General features: G+C 65.2%; 16 protein-coding genes. 13 read left to right on the forward strand and 3 right to left on the reverse strand.

The window, feature by feature from the left end; translation table 11 throughout:
- The first annotated feature begins 53 nt into the window (after positions 1 to 53).
- The 6 genes from ACVWZT_RS20835 to ACVWZT_RS20860 all read left to right on the forward strand — a co-directional run bounded on the left by ACVWZT_RS20835 (position 54) and on the right by ACVWZT_RS20860 (position 13,341).
- A complete protein-coding gene (locus ACVWZT_RS20835; RefSeq protein WP_457471124.1) occupies positions 54 to 7,703 on the forward strand; it encodes an Ig-like domain-containing protein in 7,650 nt (2,549 codons plus the stop codon).
- The gene (locus ACVWZT_RS20840) at positions 7,703 to 8,974 is read left to right on the forward strand and encodes a TolC family protein (protein WP_296233225.1); all 1,272 of its coding nucleotides are present in this window, start codon (positions 7,703 to 7,705) and stop codon (positions 8,972 to 8,974) included. The genes ACVWZT_RS20835 and ACVWZT_RS20840 overlap by 1 nt, the downstream gene beginning before the upstream one ends.
- Positions 8,964 to 11,126 (forward strand): type I secretion system permease/ATPase, encoded by a 2,163-nt coding sequence (locus tag ACVWZT_RS20845; protein WP_457471125.1) that lies wholly within the window; start codon positions 8,964 to 8,966, stop codon positions 11,124 to 11,126. Before ACVWZT_RS20840 ends, ACVWZT_RS20845 begins: the two co-directional genes overlap by 11 nt.
- On the forward strand, positions 11,116 to 12,303 hold the full coding sequence (locus ACVWZT_RS20850; RefSeq protein WP_296233228.1) for an HlyD family efflux transporter periplasmic adaptor subunit: 1,188 nt from the start codon (positions 11,116 to 11,118) through the stop codon (positions 12,301 to 12,303). The genes ACVWZT_RS20845 and ACVWZT_RS20850 overlap by 11 nt, the downstream gene beginning before the upstream one ends.
- 94 nt (positions 12,304 to 12,397) lie before the next feature.
- Positions 12,398 to 12,868, forward strand: a complete 471-nt coding sequence (locus ACVWZT_RS20855; protein ID WP_296233230.1) for an anti-virulence regulator CigR family protein — start codon at positions 12,398 to 12,400, stop codon at positions 12,866 to 12,868.
- Between the two features lie 113 nt (positions 12,869 to 12,981).
- A complete protein-coding gene (locus ACVWZT_RS20860) occupies positions 12,982 to 13,341 on the forward strand; it encodes a hypothetical protein (RefSeq protein WP_457471127.1) in 360 nt (119 codons plus the stop codon).
- A gap of 2 nt (positions 13,342 to 13,343) precedes the next feature.
- On the opposite strand, the gene osmE is transcribed toward ACVWZT_RS20860, so the two are convergent.
- Both osmE and ACVWZT_RS20870 read right to left on the reverse strand, forming a co-directional pair.
- A complete protein-coding gene (gene osmE, locus ACVWZT_RS20865) occupies positions 13,344 to 13,700 on the reverse strand; it encodes an osmotically-inducible lipoprotein OsmE (protein ID WP_296233233.1) in 357 nt (118 codons plus the stop codon).
- 60 nt (positions 13,701 to 13,760) lie between these two features.
- Positions 13,761 to 13,967 carry a hypothetical protein gene (locus tag ACVWZT_RS20870; RefSeq protein ID WP_457471129.1) on the reverse strand — a complete coding sequence of 69 codons (207 nt, stop codon included), beginning with the start codon at positions 13,965 to 13,967 and terminating at the stop codon, positions 13,761 to 13,763.
- Between the two features lie 227 nt (positions 13,968 to 14,194).
- On the opposite strand from ACVWZT_RS20870, the gene ACVWZT_RS20875 reads away from it, so the two are divergent.
- The 7 genes from ACVWZT_RS20875 to ACVWZT_RS20905 all read left to right on the forward strand — a co-directional run bounded on the left by ACVWZT_RS20875 (position 14,195) and on the right by ACVWZT_RS20905 (position 20,642).
- Entirely contained in the window at positions 14,195 to 15,175 is a 981-nt protein-coding gene (locus ACVWZT_RS20875) for a quinone oxidoreductase family protein (RefSeq protein ID WP_457471130.1), read from the forward strand.
- Positions 15,176 to 15,188: 13 nt separating this feature from the next.
- Positions 15,189 to 16,037 carry a TauD/TfdA dioxygenase family protein gene (locus ACVWZT_RS20880; protein WP_296233237.1) on the forward strand — a complete coding sequence of 283 codons (849 nt, stop codon included), beginning with the start codon at positions 15,189 to 15,191 and terminating at the stop codon, positions 16,035 to 16,037.
- Positions 16,038 to 16,091: 54 nt separating this feature from the next.
- Entirely contained in the window at positions 16,092 to 17,144 is a 1,053-nt protein-coding gene (locus ACVWZT_RS20885; protein WP_296233238.1) for a BKACE family enzyme, read from the forward strand.
- A 189-nt stretch (positions 17,145 to 17,333) separates the two neighbouring features.
- Positions 17,334 to 18,650 carry an MFS transporter gene (locus ACVWZT_RS20890; RefSeq protein WP_296233239.1) on the forward strand — a complete coding sequence of 439 codons (1,317 nt, stop codon included), beginning with the start codon at positions 17,334 to 17,336 and terminating at the stop codon, positions 18,648 to 18,650.
- The gene (locus tag ACVWZT_RS20895) at positions 18,647 to 19,300 is read left to right on the forward strand and encodes a DsbA family protein (RefSeq protein ID WP_296233241.1); all 654 of its coding nucleotides are present in this window, start codon (positions 18,647 to 18,649) and stop codon (positions 19,298 to 19,300) included. The genes ACVWZT_RS20890 and ACVWZT_RS20895 overlap by 4 nt, the downstream gene beginning before the upstream one ends.
- Positions 19,297 to 19,623 carry a Rieske (2Fe-2S) protein gene (locus ACVWZT_RS20900; protein WP_457471133.1) on the forward strand — a complete coding sequence of 109 codons (327 nt, stop codon included), beginning with the start codon at positions 19,297 to 19,299 and terminating at the stop codon, positions 19,621 to 19,623. Before ACVWZT_RS20895 ends, ACVWZT_RS20900 begins: the two co-directional genes overlap by 4 nt.
- The gene (locus ACVWZT_RS20905; protein ID WP_457471135.1) at positions 19,620 to 20,642 is read left to right on the forward strand and encodes a YeiH family protein; all 1,023 of its coding nucleotides are present in this window, start codon (positions 19,620 to 19,622) and stop codon (positions 20,640 to 20,642) included. The genes ACVWZT_RS20900 and ACVWZT_RS20905 overlap by 4 nt, the downstream gene beginning before the upstream one ends.
- A gap of 90 nt (positions 20,643 to 20,732) precedes the next feature.
- Here ACVWZT_RS20905 and ACVWZT_RS20910 read toward each other — a convergent pair whose 3' ends face one another.
- Positions 20,733 to 21,737, reverse strand: a complete 1,005-nt coding sequence (locus tag ACVWZT_RS20910) for an AraC family transcriptional regulator (RefSeq protein ID WP_457471136.1) — start codon at positions 21,735 to 21,737, stop codon at positions 20,733 to 20,735.
- Positions 21,738 to 21,916: the final 179 nt, after the last annotated feature.

A 21,916-nucleotide genomic window follows, 5' to 3' on the forward strand; every position in this document is an offset into this window, starting at 1 on the left:
GAATCAACGAGTGCGACCACTCGGTCGTAATGTTGACAAAGGGACTGTCAGTCATGTCGATACAGGCGAAAATATCTCCTCTCGCTCAAAGTGTTTCCTCTGCCGCCCCCATTTCGATCCCCAGCAACGGAATACTGACCCTCTCCCAAAGTAGTAATGTTGCTCTGGAGTTGGCGCCTGAAAGTGTGGCGGGGTATTCAAAAAGTGGTACTGACCTGATCGTGCAACTGAAGTCCGGCGAAAACCTGCGCATCGCCAACTTCTATGTCGAGGGGCAACCTGTCAGCCAGTTGTATCTGGTAGACCGGGACAAACTGTTGGCCGTCGACCTGCCGGCGGTCGCTGGCGATGGGCCATTGATGGCTGGCTATGTGGCCCAGGAAAGCCTGGCCGGGTTCGAGTCACTGACTGCCACTGACGGTACCATTGCCGGGCTGAGTCCCGGCGCGGCACTGCTGGCCGGTGCTGCGATCGTCGGTGGCGGTGTCGCCATCGCCAACAGCGGCGGTGGCGGAGGAGGTGGCAGTGCAAGTGTCGATGGTAGCGTACCGCCTGACACCACGCCCCCAGCACCGGCCAGCGGCTTACAGATCGCCGCGAATGGCAGCAGCATCAGTGGCACGGCCGAGCCTGGCGCCACCGTGGGGGTCGACAGCAACGGCGACGGGCGAGCGGATGTCAGCGTGCTGGTCGGCCCCGACGGCAAGTTCCAGATTCCACTGAACCCGCCATTGACCAACGGCGAGACGGTGACTGTGGTAGTGACCGACCCTGCCGGTAACAGCAGCCCGGCGGCGACCGTGCAAGCCCCTGACTTCCCTGACGCGCCGCAGATCAACCCGAGCAACGGATCGAACCTCAGCGGTACCGCCGCGCCGGGCAGTACGGTGGTCCTCACCGACGGCGACGGCAACGCCATCGGCCAGACCACTGCTGATGGCAACGGTAATTGGTCGTACACCCCGGACACTCGACTACCCGATGGCACCGTAGTCGAGGCGGTGGTCAAGGATGCCGCCGGCAACAGCAGCCCAGCCGCCAACATAACCATCGACGGCGTGGCACCTTCGGCACCGGTGGTCAACCCGAGCAATGGCACCGGGCTCAGCGGTACCGCCGAGGCGGGCAGCACGGTCATCCTCACCGATGGCAGCGGCAACCCGATCGGCCAGACCACCGCCGACGGCAATGGCAACTGGAGCTTCACCCCCGCGACCCCGTTGCCGGACGGCACTGTGGTCAATGCCGTGGCCCAGGACCCGGCCGGCAACACCGGCCCGCAAGGCAGCACCACCGTCGATGCTGTGGCTCCGGGCACGCCCACCATCAACCTGAGCAACGGCAGCAGCCTCAGCGGTACCGCCGAGCCGAACAGCACCGTGACCCTGACCGATGGCAACGGCAATCCGATCGGCCAGGTAACGGCCGATGGCAGTGGCAACTGGAGCTTCACTCCGGGTACAGCGCTGCCCACTGGTACCGTGGTCAATGCCACGGCGAGCGACGCGGCCGGCAACACCGGCCCGGCAGCGACGGTCACCGTAGATTCCAGCGCGCCAGCGGCGCCAGTCATCAATCCGAGCAATGGCACCACCATCAGCGGCACCGCCGAAGCGGGCAGCGCCGTGACCCTGACCGACGCTGGCGGCAACCCGATCGGCCAGGTCGTCGCCGATGGCAACGGCGTCTGGAGCTTCACCCCCGGCAGCCCGTTGCCCAACGGCAGCGTGGTAAACGCCACGGCGACCGACCCGACCGGCAACACCAGCTCACCGGCTGCCATCACGGTGGACTCGGTGGCACCCGCCGCACCCGTGGTCAATCCCAGCAATGGCAGTGAGATCAGCGGTACCGCCGAGGCGGGCAGCACGGTCATCCTCACCGATGGCAACGGCAACCCGATCGGCCAGACCACTGCCGACGGCAACGGCAACTGGAGCTTCACCCCGGCAACGGCCTTGCCGGACGGCACCGTCGTCAATGCCGTGGCCCAGGACCCGGCCGGCAACACCGGCCCGCAAGGCAGCACCACCGTCGATGCTGTGGCTCCGGGCACGCCCACCATCAACCTGAGCAACGGCAGCAGCCTCAGCGGTACCGCCGAGCCGAACAGCACCGTGACCCTGACCGATGGCAACGGCAATCCGATCGGCCAGGTAACGGCTGACGGCAGCGGCAACTGGAGCTTCACTCCGGGTACAGCGCTGCCCACTGGTACCGTGGTCAATGCCACGGCGAGCGACGCGGCCGGCAACACCGGCCCGGCAGCGACGGTCACCGTCGATTCCAGCGCGCCAGCGGCGCCAGTCATCAACCCGAGCAATGGCACCACCATCAGCGGCACCGCCGAAGCGGGCAGCACCGTGACCCTGACCGACGCTGGCGGCAACCCGATCGGCCAGGTCGTCGCCGATGTCAACGGCGTCTGGAGCTTCACCCCCGGCAGCCCGTTGCCCAACGGCAGCGTGGTAAACGCCACGGCGACCGACCCGACCGGCAACACCAGCTCACCGGCTGCCATCACGGTGGACTCGGTGGCACCCGCCGCACCCGTGGTCAATCCCAGCAATGGCAGTGAGATCAGCGGTACCTCCGAGGCAGGCAGCACGGTCATCCTCACCGATGGCAACGGCAACCCGATCGGCCAGACCACCGCCGACGGCAATGGCAACTGGAGCTTCACCCCCGCGACCCCGTTGCCGGACGGCACTGTGGTCAATGCCGTGGCCCAGGACCCGGCCGGCAACACCGGCCCGCAAGGCAGCACCACCGTCGATGCTGTGGCTCCGGGCACGCCCACCATCAATCTGAGCAACGGCAGCAGCCTCAGCGGTACCGCCGAGCCGAACAGCACCGTGACCCTGACCGATGGCAACGGCAATCCGATCGGCCAGGTAACGGCCGATGGCAGTGGCAACTGGAGCTTCACTCCGGGTACAGCGCTGCCCACTGGTACCGTGGTCAATGCCACGGCGAGCGACGCGGCCGGCAACACCGGCCCGGCAGCGACGGTCACCGTAGATTCCAGCGCGCCAGCGGCGCCAGTCATCAATCCGAGCAATGGCACCACCATCAGCGGCACCGCCGAAGCGGGCAGCACCGTGACCCTGACCGACGCTGGCGGCAACCCGATCGGCCAGGTCGTCGCCGATGGCAACGGCGTCTGGAGCTTCACCCCCGGCAGCCCGTTGCCCAACGGCAGCGTGGTAAACGCCACGGCGACCGACCCGACCGGCAACACCAGCTCACCGGCTGCCATCACGGTGGACTCGGTGGCACCCGCCGCACCCGTGGTCAATCCCAGCAATGGCAGTGAGATCAGCGGTACCGCCGAGGCGGGCAGCACGGTCATCCTCACCGATGGCAACGGCAACCCGATCGGCCAGACCACCGCCGACGGTGGTGGCAACTGGAGCTTCACCCCCGCGACCCCGTTGCCGGACGGCACGGTAGTCAATGCCGTGGCGCGGGACCCGGCCGGCAACACTGGCGGTCAAGGCAGCACCACGGTGGACGCTGTAGCTCCGGGCGCGCCGGTGGTAAACCCGAGTAACGGCGCCGTGATCAATGGTACTGCCGAGCCGAACAGCACCGTGACCCTGACCGATGGCAGCGGCAATCCGATCGGCCAGGTAACGGCCGATGGCAGCGGCAACTGGAGCTTCACGCCAGCCACGCAACTGGCAAATGCAACTGTGGTCAACGCCACGGCGACCGATGCTGCCGGCAACACAAGCAATCCTGGTAGCACGACGGTGGATTCGTCGCTACCGTCGATTCCGCAGGTCGAGCCGAGTAATGGTGCGGTGATCAGCGGTACCGCCGATGCCGGCAACACCATTATCCTCACTGATGGCAACGGCAACCCGATCGGCCAAGTCACCGCCGACGGCAGCGGCAACTGGTCGTTCACGCCCGGCATACCGTTGCCCGATGGCACCGTGGTCAACGTCGTGGCGCGCAACCCCGGCGGCATCGAAAGCGCGCCGGCAGTCGTTACGGTTGACGGCTTGGCACCGGCCGCACCGACGATCGAGCCGAGCAATGGTGCGCAAATCAGTGGTACCGCTGAGGCCGGGGCCAAGGTACTGCTCACCGACGGTGGCGGCAATCCGATCGGGGAGACAACCGCCGACGGTAGCGGCAACTGGTCGTTCACACCCGGCACGCCACTGGCCAACGGCACGGTAGTCAGTGCCGTGGCCCAGGACCCGGCCGGCAATACCAGTGGTCCGGCCAGCGTCACCGTTGACGCGGTGGCCCCGGCTGCGCCGCTCATCAACCCGAGCAACGGCGCTGTAATCAGCGGTACCGCCGAAGCCGGAGCCAAGGTGATCCTCACCGACGGTGGCGGCAACCCGATCGGCGAGACGACCGCCGACGGTAGTGGCAACTGGTCGTTCACGCCCGGCACACCACTGGCCAACGCTACGGTAGTCAATGCCGTGGCCCAGGACCCGTCTGGCAATACCAGCGGACCGACCAGCGTCACCGTTGACGTGGTGGCCCCGGCTGCGCCGCTCATCAACCCGAGCAACGGCGCTGTAATCAGCGGTACCGCTGAAGCTGGAGCCAAGGTGATCCTCACCGACGGTGGCGGCAACCCGATCGGCGAGACGACTGCCGATGGCAGTGGCAACTGGTCGTTCACGCCCGGCACGCCACTGGCCAACGCTACGGTAGTCAACGCCGTGGCCCAGGACCCGTCTGGCAATACCAGCGGACCGACCAGCGTCATCGTTGACGCGGTGGCCCCGGCTGCGCCGCTCATCAACCCGAGCAACGGCGCTGTAATCAGCGGTACCGCTGAAGCCGGAGCCAAGGTGATCCTCACCGATGGTGGTGGCAACCCGATCGGCGAGACAACCGCCGATGGTAGCGGCAACTGGTCGTTCACACCCGGCACGCCACTGGCCAACGGAACGGTGGTCAATGCCGTGGTCCAGGACCCGGCCGGTAATACCAGCGGGCCGGCCAGCGTCACCGTTGACGCGGTGGCCCCGGCTGCGCCGGTCATCAACCCGAGCAACGGCGCTGTGATCAGCGGTACCGCTGAAGCCGGAGCCAAGGTGATCCTCACCGACGGTGGCGGCAACCCGGTCGGCGAGACGACCGCCGATGGCAGTGGCAACTGGTCGTTCACGCCCGGCACGCCACTGGCCAACGGTACGGTGGTCAACGCCGTGGCCCAGGACCCGGCCGGCAATACCAGCTCCCCCTTGGTCAGCACCACGGTAGACTCGGTAGCGCCCGCCCAGCCGACGCTCGCCCCGAGCAACGGCAGTGTGATCAGCGGTACCGCCGAAGCCGGAGCCAAGGTGATCCTCACCGACGGTGGTGGCAACCCGATCGGCGAGACGAGCGCCGATGGCAGCGGCAACTGGTCATTCACGCCTGGCACACCGTTGGCCAACGGCACGCTGGTCAACGCCGTGGCCCAGGACTCGGCTGGCAATACCAGCTCCCCCGTGGTCAGCACCACGGTAGACTCGGTAGCGCCCGGCCAGCCGACGCTCGCTCCGAGCAACGGCGCTGTGATCAGCGGTACCGCTGAAGCCGGAGCCAAGGTGATCCTCACCGACGGTGGTGGCAACCCGATCGGCGAGACAACCGCCGATGGTAGCGGCAACTGGTCGTTCACACCCGGCACGCCACTGGCCAACGGAACGGTGGTCAATGCCGTGGCCCAGGACCCGGCCGGCAATACCAGCGGGCCGGCCAGCGTCACCGTTGACGCGGTGGCCCCGGCTGCGCCGGTCATCAACCCGAGCAACGGCGCTGTGATCAGCGGTACCGCTGAAGCCGGAGCCAAGGTGATCCTTACCGACGGTGGCGGCAACCCGATCGGCGAGACGACTGCCGATGGCAGTGGCAACTGGTCGTTCACGCCCGGCACGCCACTGGCCAACGGTACGGTGGTCAACGCCGTGGCCCAAGACCCAGCCGGTAATACCAGCGGACCGGCCAGCACCACGGTCGACTCGGTAGCACCGTCGGCGCCGCTGCTGAGCATCAGTGCCGATGGCGCTCTGCTGACCGGTACCGCCGAACCGAACAGCCAGGTACGCATCGTGATCGACGGCGACGCCGCCAACCCGATCACGGTCAACACCGACGGCAGCGGCAACTTCAGCTTGCCGTTCGCGCCACCGTTGATAGCCGGCGAGTTGGTCGCCGTGGTCGCCGTGGACGCTGCCGGCAACCTCAGCGGCCCGGCGACGATCAACGCGCCGGATCTGGCGCCGCCGACCATCAGCCTGCCGGAGGCTGCCGATAGCTGGCTCAACGCAGCCGAGATCAGCGACGGTATCCAGGTCGATGTAGCGATCCGCCCGAGCATGCAGGCTGGCCAGGTGATCACTGTTGCGTTCGCCGGGCAGAACGGCTACGAAACACAGGTAACGCATACGCTTACCGCCGCCGACATCCTTGCCGGCAGCATTACCGTGACCCTTCTGCCTGGCGGTGGCATGGGGCCGTTCCCAGAGGGGGCCTCGACCGTTACTGCCGATATCGATGGCGGTACCACGTCGACCCCGGTGCCGTTCACCGTTGACACCATTGCGCCAGCGACTCCGGTGTTGTCGCTGGTGGGCAGCATCCTGACCATCTCCACCGACCCAGGTACCGAGCTGACAGTCCTCGTTGACGTCGGCGGGGTCACTGCCACCGCCACGCTGACGGCCGACAACAGCGGGCTGGCTTCGCTGAACCTGCTCACCGACCTGGATATCGACCTGACCCTGGACCAGTTGTTGAATGCCCAGGTTTCGGTGAGCGGCCAGGACCCGGCCGGCAACCCGAGCAATGTGGCAACCATCGGCGTCGGCAGCAGCATTGAACAGCCAGTGACCGTCGGTAATTTTGGCGTCGATGTCAGCCTCAACCCGCTCAACCCGCGGTTCGGCTTCAGCGGCACTACCGAGCCGGACTCCAGCGTGGTGATCCGGGTCATTACCCCAGCGCTGAATGTCGAGCTACTGCCGATCCAGGCGGACAGCGGCGGCAACTTCTCGCTGAACCTGCTGAGCCCGACTGTTCTCACGCAGTTGGGGCTGAACATCACCGATATCCTCAACCTCGGTTCGCAGATCTCGTTCAACGTCGTCGCCACCGACACCAACGGCAACGACAGCGCAGCCTACGGCATCACGCTGACGCCCAACGGTCTGTCGCTCAACATCGGCCAGATCGACGTCAACGGTACCGCCGGAGACGATGTCATGTCCGGAGCCAGCGGCAGCTCGGAGCACATCAACGCAGGCGATGGCAGCGACCTGATCTTCAACGTGGGCAGCGGCGACCAGGTAGTGGCTGGTGACGGCAACGATGCCATCCAGGTCACCGCGACCAACTTCACTGCCATTGATGGTGGCGCGGGCTTCGATACCCTGATCCTGGCCGATGGCATCGACCTCGACTACAACGCCGTAGGCGTCGGCACGCTCAGCAACATCGAGCGCATCGACCTCGGCAGCGGCGATTCGGGAAGCGTACTGACCCTGACCGCGGCAGAAGTCGACGCCATCACCGATGGCAACAATGTCCTGCAGGTCACTGGGGAGAACAACGACACCCTCAACGTGGTGGGAGCCGTGAATACCGGCACCACCCAGGAAATCAACGGCATCACCTACGATGTCTACAGCTTTGGCAGCAGTACCCTGCTGATCGAGGACAATACGGTACAGGTCGTGGTGTGATGCGTGGGGTGTCTGTGCTCAAGGGAAGGCCCCGTGGCCAGGCAGCCCTGTGGCTGCTGTGCCTCGGCGTGCCGTTGTCTGCCCCGGCCATACCGATTGACCAGGCGGTGAGGGCGGGGTTGGCGATCCACCCCGAGGTGCGTTCGGCAATGGCCGAAGCCGATCGTGCCGGCACCGAGGTGGAGATTGCCAAGGGCGGCTATTACCCCACCGTCGCGATGTCTGGAGGGCCGCAGGAGTTTGACCTCGGTGAAGTCGTCTACGACCTCACCGTATCGCAGATGCTGTATGACTGGGGACGGGTAACGAGCAAGGTCGACAGCGCCAGCGCAACCCAGCGCAAGTTGTCCGAGGCGGTGCTGGTGGCGCGCGATGATGCGGCGCTGGATATCGTTGAGACCTACCTCGACGTACTCGCGTCGGAGCGTCGGGTGGAGACGGTGCGCCAGCATATCCAGCGCCTGGATGGCATCCGCGAGATGACCCAGGCGCGGGGCAGCGACGGTTACGCCGATCGCAGTGAGCTGGACCGCGCCAACCTTGAACTGGCGCGTGCCCAGGAGCAGCTGTCGCTGGAGAAGGGCAACCTGCAGGACGCCCGCAACCAATACGCGATCCTGGTCGGCCAGGACCCTTCGGAACTGGTCGAGCCCGAGCCGATGTCGCTGCAACGCTACCTGGCCAGCAGCGATCTGGCGCGGGTGATCCGCGAGTCGCCCTTGCAGCGCAAGGCAGTGGAGGACGCCAACGTTGCCGAGGCGCAAGTGCGCGAAGCCAAGGCCTCATTGCTACCGCAATTGAACCTGGAGGCTTCGGCATTGCGCCGCGAGATCGGCGGCCGTCCGGAAAGCGACTCGGTTATGTCGCTGCGCTTTCGCATGGACACCTTCCAGGGGCTCTCCAATTTCCGCCGGCCGACCGCCGCCCAGCAGCGGCTGGAGTCGGCACGATGGACCGCCGACGCGATGCAGCGCGATATTCGCCGGCAATTGCAGACGTTGTTCGACAACGGTGACACGCTGCGTTGGCGGGAACAGTCGTTGAGCCAGCAAGTGACGGAAGCGGAACAGGTCGGCGAGTTGTACCGCGAACAGTTCGAAGTCGGCCGGCGCGACGTGATCGACTTGCTCAACGTCCAGCGCGAGCGTTTCGAAGCCGAGCGGCAATTGATCAGTCTGCACATCGAGCGCAAGCGCATCGAGTACCGCGCGGCCGCCCAGGTCGGACTGTTGGGGGCTCTACTGGAGAATCGGTTGAATCATGGAAGTTGAACAAGCGCCGGATAATGTCGTCCCCCTGAACCACGATGACCCGCTGCGCCAGGGCCTGCTGCTGCTGTGCCGGCAACTGGACCGGCCACTGAGTGATGCCGAACTGGTGGACGGCATGGCACTGGAGCACGGGCGTCTGCCACTGCGCCTGGTTGCCCGCGCATTGCGCCGCGCCGACATCACGGCCCGGGTTGCCGAGCTGCCGTTGCGACAGATGGATGCCTACCTGCTGCCGGCATTGCTGTTGCTCGGCGATGGTCGCTGCCTGCTGCTGGTTGGTGTTGAAGGTGACCAGTGCGAGGTGCTGGTGCCGCAGAGTGGCGGTGGCCGCGAATGTGTGGCCCTGCCCGCGCTGGAGGCGCTTTATAGTGGCACGGCGGTGTTCGCCAAGTGCCGCTACCGCGCGGACGGGCGCGTCGGTGACTACGCAAGCAGCCTGCCCGAGCATTGGTTCTTCGGGCCGCTCAAACGGCTTTGGCGCTCCTATGCGGAAGTCACGTTGACCGCCCTGGTAGCCAATATCCTGGCCGTCGCCTCAGCGCTGTTCGCCATGCAGGTGTACGACCGTGTAGTGCCCAATGCGGCTTTCGATACCTTGTGGATCCTCGCCAGCGGCGTAGCCTTGGCGATCGTCGTCGACGGCGTATTGCGGATCCTGCGCGGGCACCTGCTGAATGTGCTCGGCAAGCGCCTCGACCTGCAACTGTCGAGCCTGCTGTTCGCTCGCGTGCTGAGCACCCGGATTGCCGCCAAACCGGCGTCGCTCGGGGCGTTCAGCACTCAGGTACGGGAGTTCGAGTCGGTCCGCGAGTTCTTCACTTCGTCCAGTGCCGCACTGATCAGCGACCTGCCGTTTGTGGCGATATTCCTGTTGATCATCGCTGTGATCGGCGGCCATGTGGTCTGGGTGCCGCTGCTGGCTTGCGTGCTGATGGTCCTGCCGGGGTTACTGACCCAACGCCTGCTGGGGCACCTGTCGCGGCAGAACCTGCGCGAAGGGGCGATGAAGAACAGTGTACTGCTCGAAGCCTTCGAGCACCTGGAGACCGTCAAAGCCACGCGTGCCGAAGGCCGCTGCCGGCAAAAGTGGGAGACGCTTACCGGGGAACTGGCCGGTAACGCGATGAAGACTCACGCCCTGGCCTCGACGCTGAGCTACTCGGCGAGCATCGTCCAGCAACTGTGCTATGTCGGGGTGGTAGTGTTCGGCGTTTACCGGATCGCCGACGGGGCGATGACTGTCGGTGCCTTGGTGGCCTGTTCAATCCTTGCTTCGCGGGCCATCGCACCGCTGTCCCAGGCTGCCGCCATCCTTGGCCGCTGGCAGCACACCAAGGTGGCACTGGAGGGGCTCGATCAACTCATGTCGGCGGAGCAGGAGCGACCCGCCGGCAAGCGTTTCGTGCACCGCGAGCGGCTCTACGGCCATTACCGTCTGGAGGCGCTGCGCCTGGCCCATGGCGACAGCCCACCCGTGGTCGATGTACAGGCGCTGAACATCCAGGCCGGCGAGCGAGTGGCGCTGCTGGGCGGTAACGGCGCCGGCAAGTCGACCCTGCTGCGTCTGCTCAGCGGCTTGCTCGATGCGCAATCCGGTCGGTTGCTGCTGGACGACATCGCCCTCAGTCAGCTCGACCCGGCCGACCGCCAGCGTGGCATCGGCTACTTGCCGCAGGACGTGGCGCTGTTCCACGGTAGCCTGCGCGATAACCTCAACCTGGCGAACGCCGCACTGGGCGACGAAGAGTTGCTTGAAGCCCTCGATGGCGTAGGGCTGGGCACTTTCGTACGTAGCCACCCGCTGGGCCTGGACATGCCGATCCAGGGCAACGCCAGTCTGTCCGGCGGCCAGCGCCAGGCGGTGGGGCTGGCGCGGGTGTTGCTGCAGGACCCGCCGATCCTGCTGCTGGACGAGCCGACCGCAGCCTTCGACCAGAATAGCGAAAAGCTGGTAATCGACTATCTGCAGAACTGGTTGGGCCGGCGTACGCTGATCCTCACCACCCACAAGAAAAGCGTGCTGGCGCTGGTTGACCGCGCCGTGGTACTGCGCAACGGCCAGGTGATCATGGACGGCCCGCTGAACCAGGTGGTGCAGGGTAACCAGGTGCAGGCGCCGCAAGTTGCCGAAGGAGCTGGCCATGGCAGTTGAGAAGCACGCCGCAAAGCTGCGCGAGCAATTGGCCGACCCACTGCTGGCGACGACTCACCCGGTCTACCGCCCGCTGCTCTACACCCTGCTCGGCAGCGTCGTGCTGTTCGTCGCCTGGGCCTTCTGGGCGGAGCTCGACGAAGTGACCCGCGGTGACGGACGGGTGGTGCCGTTCAGTCGCATCCAGAAAATCCAGAGCCTGGAAGGGGGGATTCTCGATCGCCTGCTGGTGCAGGAAGGTGACCTGGTGGAGGTCGGCCAGCCATTGCTGCGCCTCGACGAGACGCGCTTTCTTACCAACTTCCAGGAATCGGCCAACCAGGCCAGCGTACTGCGCGCGGCCATCGCCCGGCTGGATGCCGAGGTACTGGGCAAGGCCGCCATCGAGTTCCCGCCGGACGTCGATCCGCAGGGACCGCTGGCGCGCTCCGAACGCGAGCTGTTCAAGTCGCGGCGGGACAAGCTGCTCGAAGGCAGCCAGGCGATCCAGAGGCAGATCAGCCTGGCGCAAAGCCAGCTCGACCTGGTCCGCCCCCTGGTCGCCAGGCGCGCCGTCAGCCAGATGGAGGCGCTGCGGTTGAGCCAGGATATCGCTACCCTCAATGGCAAGCTGAGCGAACTGAAGAGCAGCTATTTCCAGGATGCCTACACCGAGCGCTCACAGCGCAAGGCCGACCTCAGCGCCCTGGAGCCGATCGTCCAGCAGCGCCAGGACCAGCTGCGCCGTACCGGGATCGTTTCGCCGGTGCGTGGGCGGGTCAACACCATACTGATCAACACCCGCGGCGGGGTGATCCAGCCCGGCGAGGCAATCATGGAAGTGATCCCGGTGGAGGACCGCCTGCTGGTAGAGGCGAAGATCAAGCCGCGCGACGTGGCATTCCTGGTGCCGGGCATGCCGGCGAAGGTGAAGATCACTGCCTACGACTTCAGCATCTATGGCGACCTCAAGGGCACCCTGGAGCAGATCAGCGCCGATACCATCGAGGAAGACACGCCGCACGGCAAGGAGTCGTATTACCAGGTACTGATCCGCACCGACGGTAGTCAGCTCAAGCGCGGCGAGGAGGTGCTGCCCATCATTCCCGGCATGGTTGCGGAAGTGGATATCCTCAGCGGCAAGCGCAGCGTGCTCAATTACCTGTTGCGCCCGCTGATCAAAGCCCGTCTGTACTGAGCGCGACAGCATCGCTCGGCCTCCGGGGCCATTCACGCTGACTTGGGTATTGATCTACAGTACAGGAACGACTTACTTGTGTAAGGAAACAGATATGGTGAAGCGTCGATGGTCAGTAGTTGCTGTGGTTACCTCGATCGCCTTGGCCGTGGGGCCATCGCTTTCCCTTGCCGACCCAAATAACGGTAAAGGGCAGGGGCATGGCAAGAACCAGCACAGCCAGGGGCAGCACGGCCAGGGCCCGCAAGGCCAGGGCCAGGGGCACGGTGGCGGCGGTGGTGGTAGCCATGGCAACCCTTCGATTGACCGTGGCTACGTGCTCGATATCCTCGCCGGGCACCGCAGTTACTGGAATCCAGGGCCGGCTTTGCCGCCGGGTATCCAGAAGAACCTGGCCCGGGGCAAACCGCTGCCGCCGGGTATCGCCAAGAAGCTCGATGGTCGGCTGCTGGGGCAGCTGCCTCATTACGACGGCTATGAGTGGATGCAGGCGGGGGTGGACCTGATCCTGGTGGCAGTCGCCACGGGAATCATCTATGAGGTGCTGAACGGCGCGCTGGATTGAACCGGGCAAACCGCTCCCACAGGTGCAATCACGGCCAGGGGGAGCGGTTGCTGCCTGCCGGGAATCGCTGCGCTACTTTGGTTGGTTGGTATCGGCTCGCGCCCCCCGCTAGAATGCCGCGGATTCCTCACAGGCAATTGCACATGTCTACCTTTCGTATCTTTCTCGCCGCTGTGCTCGGGGCCAGCCTCGCTGGCTGCGCCAGCCCCGGTAAACCGACTGCCAGCAAACTGACCAACAAATCGCCCCAGCAGTATGCCGCCTGCGTACTGCCAAAGTGGCAAGCGCTGGCGCCACAGGCCACGCAGAAATCCATTGCTCACGGCTACCGGCTGACGGCACCCAGCGCGGTAGCGTCCGACGATGTGCTCGACGTGGTCGATTATCGCCAGGGCAGCCGCGCGACCTTCTACAAGGGCAGTTTCCTGTCAGGCGACAAGTTGCGCCAGGCCGCGAAAGAATGCCTCGAATGAGTTCAGTAGCCCGAGCCGCTTGAGCCGCCCATGCTGGGTAGGCGGGCCTTGCGCTGGGTGTTGCTCCACTCGGCGCAGGTCATGAACGCCGTGTGGTCCACCTTGCCGCTGCCATCGAAGCTGACGCTGTAGGGCTGGCGGTTGCCGGCCTTGCCGAGCAGGTAGTCGAAACACGTGCCAGGTACCGCCGTGCGCTTGGTCTCGGCATCAGGTTTGCCGCCGATCTGAACGACCTGGTCTTTGCTCATGCCGTTGTCGACTTTCGCCACCAGTGGCTGGTCGCGGTACTGCGCCGAGTTCGAGGCGCAGGCAGAAAGCGCTGTCAGCGCCAGGATCATGACCGGAAAGGGTTTGCTCATGGCAGTGCTCCGCTGGAAAGCCACCGGATCGAGGCAGTCACCTGCGCCGGATGGCGGCGATCACCCTGCATCAAAGCGCTTGTTCATCTGCTCGCAGTGCACCTGCGCATCCGTCCTGCTTGGATAACTGGGCTTGAGCCGTTCCTTGGCCTGATTGTCGTAGATGTCGAAGCCCCCGCAAACGGTAGCGGCGTAATAGCGACCACCCAGGTGGAACGACTCCTTTTCGATCGGTACAGCCGGAACGATAACGAATCTTGGTTGCATGTTTCGTGCCTCCCCAGGCAGAGACCTAAGTATTAGTCTGGCCATGGGCAACCATCAAGGTGGCTCATGAATAAATCAGCGAGTGCGCAGCGCAGCTCGGCAGCCGCGCTGTCATGAAATGAAAACCCGCTGTCGTCCGATGCGAAGCGCCCCGCACGCCAAGGGCTTACAGTCCAATCACCCAGAACTGACGCCTGGCGTCCAGATCGATGATTGGAGAGACAAGCATGTCCAAAGTCGTACGTTTCCATCAGACCGGTGGCCCCGAGGTGTTGCGCTACGAGGACGCCGAGGTCGGCGAACCCGGCCCGGGGCAGGTGCGCTTGCGCCAGGTGGCGGTTGGCCTGAACTACGCCGACACCTATTTCCGCAACGGCACCTATCCGATCCCGCTGCCCAACGGCATCGGCGTGGAAGCTGCCGGCGTGGTAGAGGCCCTGGGCCAGGGCGTGACCCAGGTGGCGGTCGGTGACCGGGTCACCTACACCGGCTTTCTCAATACCCTGGGCGCCTATTGCACCGAACGCCTGATTCCGGCTGCCGCATTGATCAAGCTGCCGGACACCATCGCCTTCGAAACGGCCGCGGCCATGACCATGCGTGGGCTGACCAGCGCCTACCTGCTGCGGCGGCTGCATGACTTCAAGCCTGGCGACAGCCTGCTGTTGCATGCTGCCGCGGGTGGGGTCGGCCTGATCGTCGCGCAGTGGGCGCGGTTGCTCGGGCTGAACGTGATCGGCACCGTGTCCAGCGAGGCCAAGGCCGAAGTGGCCCGCGCGCATGGTTGCAGCCATGTCATCAACTACAGCGTCGAGGACGTGGCCACGCGCGTGCGTGAGCTGACCGACGGGGTAGGGGTCAACGTGGTGTTCGACAGCGTGGGCAAGAGCACCTTCATGGGCTCGCTCGATTCACTCAAGCGCCGTGGCCTGATGGTCTGCGTCGGCACCGCCTCGGGCACGATCCCGCCGTTCGACCCGCAGCTGCTGGCGGTCAAGGGTTCGTTGCAACTCACGCGCCCGGCACTGGCCGACTTCATCGCCGACCCGGCGGAAAAGGCCGACCTGGCCGGCGAGCTGTTCGACCACGTCAGCAGCGGGCGCATCCGTATCGAAATCAACCAGCACTATGCGTTGCAGGATGCTGTCCAGGCCCACCGTGACCTGGAAGCGCGCAAGACCACCGGCTCGTCGATCTTCGTCATCTGAAGAGGGCAACAGCATGCACATCGAACAACTGACCTGCGCGATCGGTGCCGAGGTAGGCGGGGTCAACCTGGCCGACGCGATTCACGACGACGACCTGTTCGCCGAGCTGCGCGCGCAGTTGCTCCGCCACCGTGTCCTGTTCCTGCGTGACCAGCACTTCAGCCGCGCCGAACACGTCGCCTTTGCCCGCCGCTTCGGCGACCTGGAAGACCACCCGGTGGCTGGGAGCGACCCTGAGCATCCGGGCCTGGTGCAGATCTACAAGTGCCCGGACCAGCCCAATGACCGTTATGAAAACGCCTGGCATACCGATGCCACCTGGCGCGAAGCACCGCCCATGGGCTGCGTGCTGCGCTGCATCGAATGCCCGCCGGTGGGCGGTGACACGATGTGGGCGAACATGGTACTGGCGTATGAAAACCTGCCGAGCGATGTGAAGGCCAGGATCGAAGGCCTGCGCGCCCGTCACAGCATCGAAGCCAGCTTTGGTGCCGCCATGCCGCTGGAAAAGCGCCTGGCGCTGAAGGCGCAGTTCCCTGATGCCGAGCACCCGGTGGTGCGCACGCACCCGGAAACGGGCGAACAGGTGCTGTTCGTCAACGCCTTCACCACCCATTTCAGCAATTACCACACCCCGCAGCGGGTGCGCTTCGGCCAGGACGCCAACCCCGGCGCTGGTGACCTGCTGCGCTACCTGATCAGCCAGGCCTACCTGCCCGAGTACCAGGTGCGCTGGCGCTGGAAACCCGACAGCGTGGCGATCTGGGACAACCGCAGCACCCAGCACTACGCCGTCATGGACTACCCGCCGTGCCATCGCAAGATGGAGCGCGCCGGGATCAAGGGCAGCCCGACGTTCTAGGCCGGCCGCCACGCTCGGCGGCAACCGCACAATAACAATAGCGAGGACTACAGCATGCAATTCTTCGACGATTCGTTGCACCCGGAAAACATGGAAAAGGTGGTGATCACCGTGGCCCCCTATGGCCCCGAGTGGATGCCCGAAGACTTCCCGGAAGATATCCCGCTGACCATGGACGAGCAGGTGCAGAAGGCCGTCGACTGCTACGAAGCAGGCGCCACCGTGTTGCACCTGCACGTGCGTGAACTGGACGGCAAAGGCTCCAAGCGCCTGTCCAAGTTCAACGAGCTGATTGCCGGGGTGCGCGAAGCGGTGCCGGACATGATCATCCAGGTGGGCGGGTCGATTTCCTTCGCCCCGGAAAGCGAGGGCGAGGCGGCCAAGTGGCTGTCGGACGACACCCGGCACATGCTTGCCGAGCTGACGCCGCGCCCCGACCAGGTGACCGTCGCCATCAACACCACGCAGATGAACATCATGGAGCTGCTGTACCCCGAATACCTGCAAGGCACCTCGCTGGCCAGCCCGGCGATCCATGCCGCCTACAGCGAGATGACCGTGCCGGCCGGCCCGGCCTGGGTGCGCGAACACCTGCGCCGCCTGCAGGCCAGCAACATCCAGCCGCATTTCCAGCTGACCGGCATGCATGCCCTGGAAACCCTCGAGCGCATCGTCCGCCGCGGTGACTACATGGGCCCGCTGAACCTGACCTGGATCGGCATTGGTGGCGGCTTCGACGGCCCCAACCCGTTCAACTTCTTCAACTTCATCCACCGCGCGCCGGACGGTTGCACGCTGACCGCCGAGTCGCTGCTGAAGAACGTGCTGCCGTTCAACACCATGGCCCTGGCCATGGGCCTGCACCCGCGCTGTGGCAACGAAGACACCATCATCGACCAGCAGGGCAAGCGCTTCACCTCGGTGCAGCAGATCCAGCAGACCGTGCGCGTGGCCCATGAACTCGGACGGGAGATTGCCACTGGCAAGCAAGCCCGCGCCATCTACCGCATCGGGCAGCAGTACGACAGCATCGAGCAGACCCTCAAGGCCAACGGCATGGCGCCGAATCGCCAGCCGGGTGTGAAGGGCGTGCCGCAGCGCGGCTGATGCAGGTACGGCAGGGCCCGGCCTCTTCGCGGGCATGCCCGCTCCCGCAGGTGCGGTACTGGCCCAAAGGTCGCCGCTGTCCCTCTGGGAGCGGGCGAGCCCGCGAAGAGGCCCGCAAAAGCAACACGAATGTTGGCTGTAACCCATAACAACAAGAACAACCTCACGCCCCACACCCAAGGAGGCAACATGGCCACCTACCTCGCCAGCGCCGAAAAACCCGGCACCGACACTGCCCACAGCGTCCCCCGGCGCTATGCCTGGGTGGTCTTCGCCCTGACCTTCGGCCTGCTGATCTCCGACTACATGTCGCGCCAGGTGCTCAATGCAGTGTTCCCGCTGCTCAAGGGCGAATGGGCGCTGAGCGACAGCCAGCTCGGCCTGCTCAGCGGCATCGTCGCGCTGATGGTCGGCCTGCTGACCTTCCCGTTGTCGCTGCTGGCCGACCGCTTCGGCCGGGTACGCAGCCTGGTACTGATGGCAGTGCTGTGGAGCCTGGCCACCCTCGGCTGTGCCCTGGCCGAAAACTATCCGCAAATGTTCATCGCGCGCTTTCTGGTCGGGGTCGGCGAGGCGGCCTATGGCAGTGTCGGCATCGCCGTGGTGGTCGCCGTGTTCCCTCGCGACATGCGCTCGACCCTGGCCGGCGCCTTCATGGCCGGCGGCATGTTCGGCTCGGTATTGGGCATAGCCTTGGGCGGCGTGTTGGCCCAGCACCTGGGCTGGCGCTGGGCATTCGCCGGCATGGCGTTGTTCGGCCTGATGCTGGCAGCGTTGTACCCGCTGATCGTCAAGGAAGCGCGCATTGCTCCCAAGTGCGTCCAACCGATGCAGGGCAACGCCAGCCGACCGCTACGCAGCCTGTACAGCAGCCGTTCGGTCATCGCGGCCTATGTCGGCAGCGGCCTGCAGCTGTTCGTCGGTGGCACAGTGATCGTCTGGATACCCAGCTACCTGAACCGCTATTACGCCATGGACACCGACCGCGCCGGGGCGATTGCAGCAGTGATCGTGCTGTGCAGCGGCATTGGCATGATCCTCTGCGCCATGCTCTGCGATCGCCTCGGGCGGCACCGCCCGGAGCGCAAGATCAGCCTGGCCATCGCCTATTGCCTGGGCAGTTGCGCGCTGTTGTCCATTGCCTTCGCGTTGCCAGCCGGTACCGCCCAGCTGGTGCTTGTCTGCCTGGGCATGATGATTGCCGCCGGCACCAACGGCCCGTCCAGTGCGATGGTCGCCAACCTCACCCACGCTGCGGTGCACGGCACGGCATTCGCCACCCTGACCCTGGCCAACAACCTCTTGGGCCTGGCCACCGGGCCGCTGGTCACCGGGCGTATCTCCGACCTGATCGGCCTGCAGGCGGCCTTCCAACTGGTACCGCTGATGAGCATCGGCGCAGCGCTGGTGTTCTTCCTTGCCAAACGGCATTACCAAGGTGACATGGAGCGTCTGCACACGCCGGCCCACGAAGCTGCCGGCGCACCCCGGGAGTTGAAACCGTGAAACAGTTGTTGTCCGTCGAGGTGTTCTTCGATCTGGTCTGCCCATGGTGCCTGATCGGCCAGCGGCACCTGCAGGCCGCCCTGTTGCTGTTGCGTCGCGAACGGCCACAGCTGCAAGTCCAACTGCACTGGCGCGGCGTACAGTTGCTGCCAGGCTTACCGGCCAGCGGCCTGCCGTTCCATGCGTTCTACCTGCAGCGCCTGGGCAGCGAGGAGGCGCTCCGCGAGCGCCAGGCGCAGGTGCGCGCCGCCGCGAGCGTGGTCGGTGAAGACATCGATTTTTCGCGCATCCGCCGCATGCCCAATACCGGCAATGCCCATCGGCTGCTGCAGCGGGCCGCCGGGTTGCTGGGTTCCTCGCAACAGGAAGCCTTGCTGGCACAACTATTCATTGCCTATTTCCACCAGGGCCGTGACCTGGGGGATAGCCGCGTGTTGCTCGGCATCGCCCGGCGTTTCGGGCTGCAAGCTGTTCAGCTTGCCGATTGCCTGCGCGACGACGGCAGCCCGTTCCTCGATGGGGCAGGGCGCGCAGGCAGCGCCGTGCCGCGATTTCGCTTCAACCAGGGGCCACTCATTGCTGGCGCGCAACCCGCCGAGGTGCTGTTCACCGCCATGATCGCAGCCCTGCAAGAGGTTGAACGGGCATGAGCCGGCGCATTGCATTGGCCCCCAGCCAGGTCCCGGAGCGCAACGGCCGTGCGCTGTTGACCTGCGAAGGGCGCAGCGTCGCGCTGTTCAATGTCGCCGATTCGCTCTACGCCATCGACGACAGCTGCCCGCACCAGGGCGCGTCGTTGTGCAGCGGGCGCCTGGAAGGTCGGGTCATCCAGTGCTGCGCGCATGGCCTGCGTTTCGACCTGGCCAGCGGCTATCTGGTGAATTCCACGGCATTGAAGGTTGCCAGTTACCCGGTCGAACAACAGGGTGGGCAGGTCTACATCGTGTTTGATAATGAGGAGGCGGAGCAATGAACACACTGGCATTGAGCGCTGCCCATCAACGCGTCCGCGCCCTCGCCCCAGGGGTGGTGGTCAGCCTGATCGTGGGCGCTGCCGCCAGCTTTCTCAGTGAGCACTATGGGGCGCCAGTCATGCTGTTTGCCCTGCTGCTGGGGATGGCACTGAATTTTCTCGCGTTCGATGGCCCCTGCAAGGCCGGCATCGAATTCACCGCGCGCACAGTACTGCGCCTGGGTGTAGCGCTGCTTGGCATGCGCATCACCCTCGACCAGATCGCCAGCCTTGGCTGGAAACCCGTGGTTCTGGTGGTCACCCTGGTGGTGGTGACCATCTTCGCCTCGGTGGTGGTGGCCAAGGCGCTGGGTTTTTCACGGCTGTTCGGCATGCTCACCGGAGGGGCGACGGCCATTTGTGGCGCTTCGGCGGCGTTGGCGCTGGCTGCCGCCTTGCCCCAGCACCCGCGCAAGGAGCATGCGACGCTGTTCACCGTGATCGGCGTGTCGGCGCTGTCGACCCTGGCGATGATCCTGTATCCGATGATTGTCCAGTGGCTGCACTTGTCGCCTGCTGAGGCCGGGGTCTTCCTTGGCGCAACCATCCACGATGTGGCTCAGGTGGTGGGGGCGGGTTACAGCATGTCCACCGAGACCGGTGACATCGCCACTGTGGTCAAGCTGATGCGGGTGGCCATGCTACTGCCGGTCATTGTCTGCGCGGCGATGATCACCCGTCGCCACGGCCTTGAAACTGGTGGCCAGCGGCCACCCTTGTTGCCCTGGTTTGCGGTCGGCTTCCTGCTTCTGGCCTGCCTCAACAGCACCGGGTGGGTGCCGGTGGCGGTGCAGGGCGGCATCAATGACCTGTCGCGCGGCTGCCTGGTGGTGGCGATCAGTGCCCTGGGTATGAAGACCCAGCTCAAGGCGCTGGCCTCTGTCGGCTTCAAACCCATTGCGCTGATGGTTGGGGAAAGCGTGTTTCTGGTGCTGCTGGTGCTGGCGTTGATGCACTGGGGGCTGCAACCTTCCGCCTGACGCATTCACTGGTAGCAGCGGCTTCAGCCGCGATCACCGGCAAAGCCGGTGCCGTCCACGGGGTCGCCTGCTTCGCGGATAAATCCGCTCCTACACTTCATCGTGCCGGGCCCGCCAGCTGGCCGGCGGCATGCCGAACTGGGCGATGAACCAGCGGGTGAATGAACTGGGCATGGAATAACCGAGCATGTCGGCAATGCGCCCCAGCGAATAACCGGGGTTTTCCAGGTAGCGCATCACCAGGTCGCGGCGCACGCCGTTGATCAGGTGCTTGAAGGTCAAGCCGTTTTCTTCGAGGCGCCGCTGCAAGGTGCGCACGTTCATGCCCTGCGTCTGTGCCACCTGCTCGATGGTCGCGCGGCCCATGGGTAGCAGCAGGTAGATGGTCTTGCGTAGTTCCAGCTCCAGCGACGGGGTGCCGCCTGCCGGCAGGCTGTCCAGGTAACGCTGTGCCAGGCGGGCCATGGCTTCGTTGGCCTGGGGGCTGGCGCTGTCGAGATCGGCGGCGGGGCAGACGATACCGTTGAACTCACTGCCGAACACCAGCGTGCAGCCGAAAATACGCCGATGAGTTGCCAGGTCGGACGGGGCCGCGTGGGTGAAATTGGCGCTGATCGGGTGCCAATGGGCACCCAGCAGGGCCGCGCACAGGCGCATCATCACGCCGATGGCCAGTTCGGTGGCCTGGCGGCTGCAGGGTGCGCGCCCGTTGATCACCTCCTCACGAATGACCACCGTCTTGCCGGCTTCCTCGATATGAATGGCCAGGGCGTCATTGAGCAGGTGTCGGTATTGCACGATCACCTGCAAGGCATCGCGCAGGGTGCGCTGGTGGCTGAGCAGCAGGCTGATTTCGCCGAAATCCGAAAGTTGCCGCAATTCGGCCATGCGCAGGCCGAAGCTTTCGCAGTGGCTGGCGCTGGCCGAGGCTTCCAGCAAGGCAATGACGCTGGCAACCGGGATCCGCCGGTTGGGGTCATCGAGCAACGCGGCACTGAGGCCGACCTGCGCCAGCAATGCATGCGGGTTCAGGCCCAGGTGGCGGGACACTTCGAGGTAGTTGGTCAAACTGGCGGCACGGACGAGGGCAGGCATTATTGTTGTTTTCCATGTTGGGTATGCCGACATGCGTTGTGTGCCTTATAGCCTGCGTGTCATGAATTGAAAAGCAAAGCCTGGCAAGCCCTTTGTCATCAAATGAAAAGCCTCTGACGCGCAATGTGAAGCACCCCAAGGGCGCGCTGTTTACTGTGAACCTCAAGAGCTGCATCCCG

Source organism: Pseudomonas sp. TE21394, from assembly GCF_054057835.1.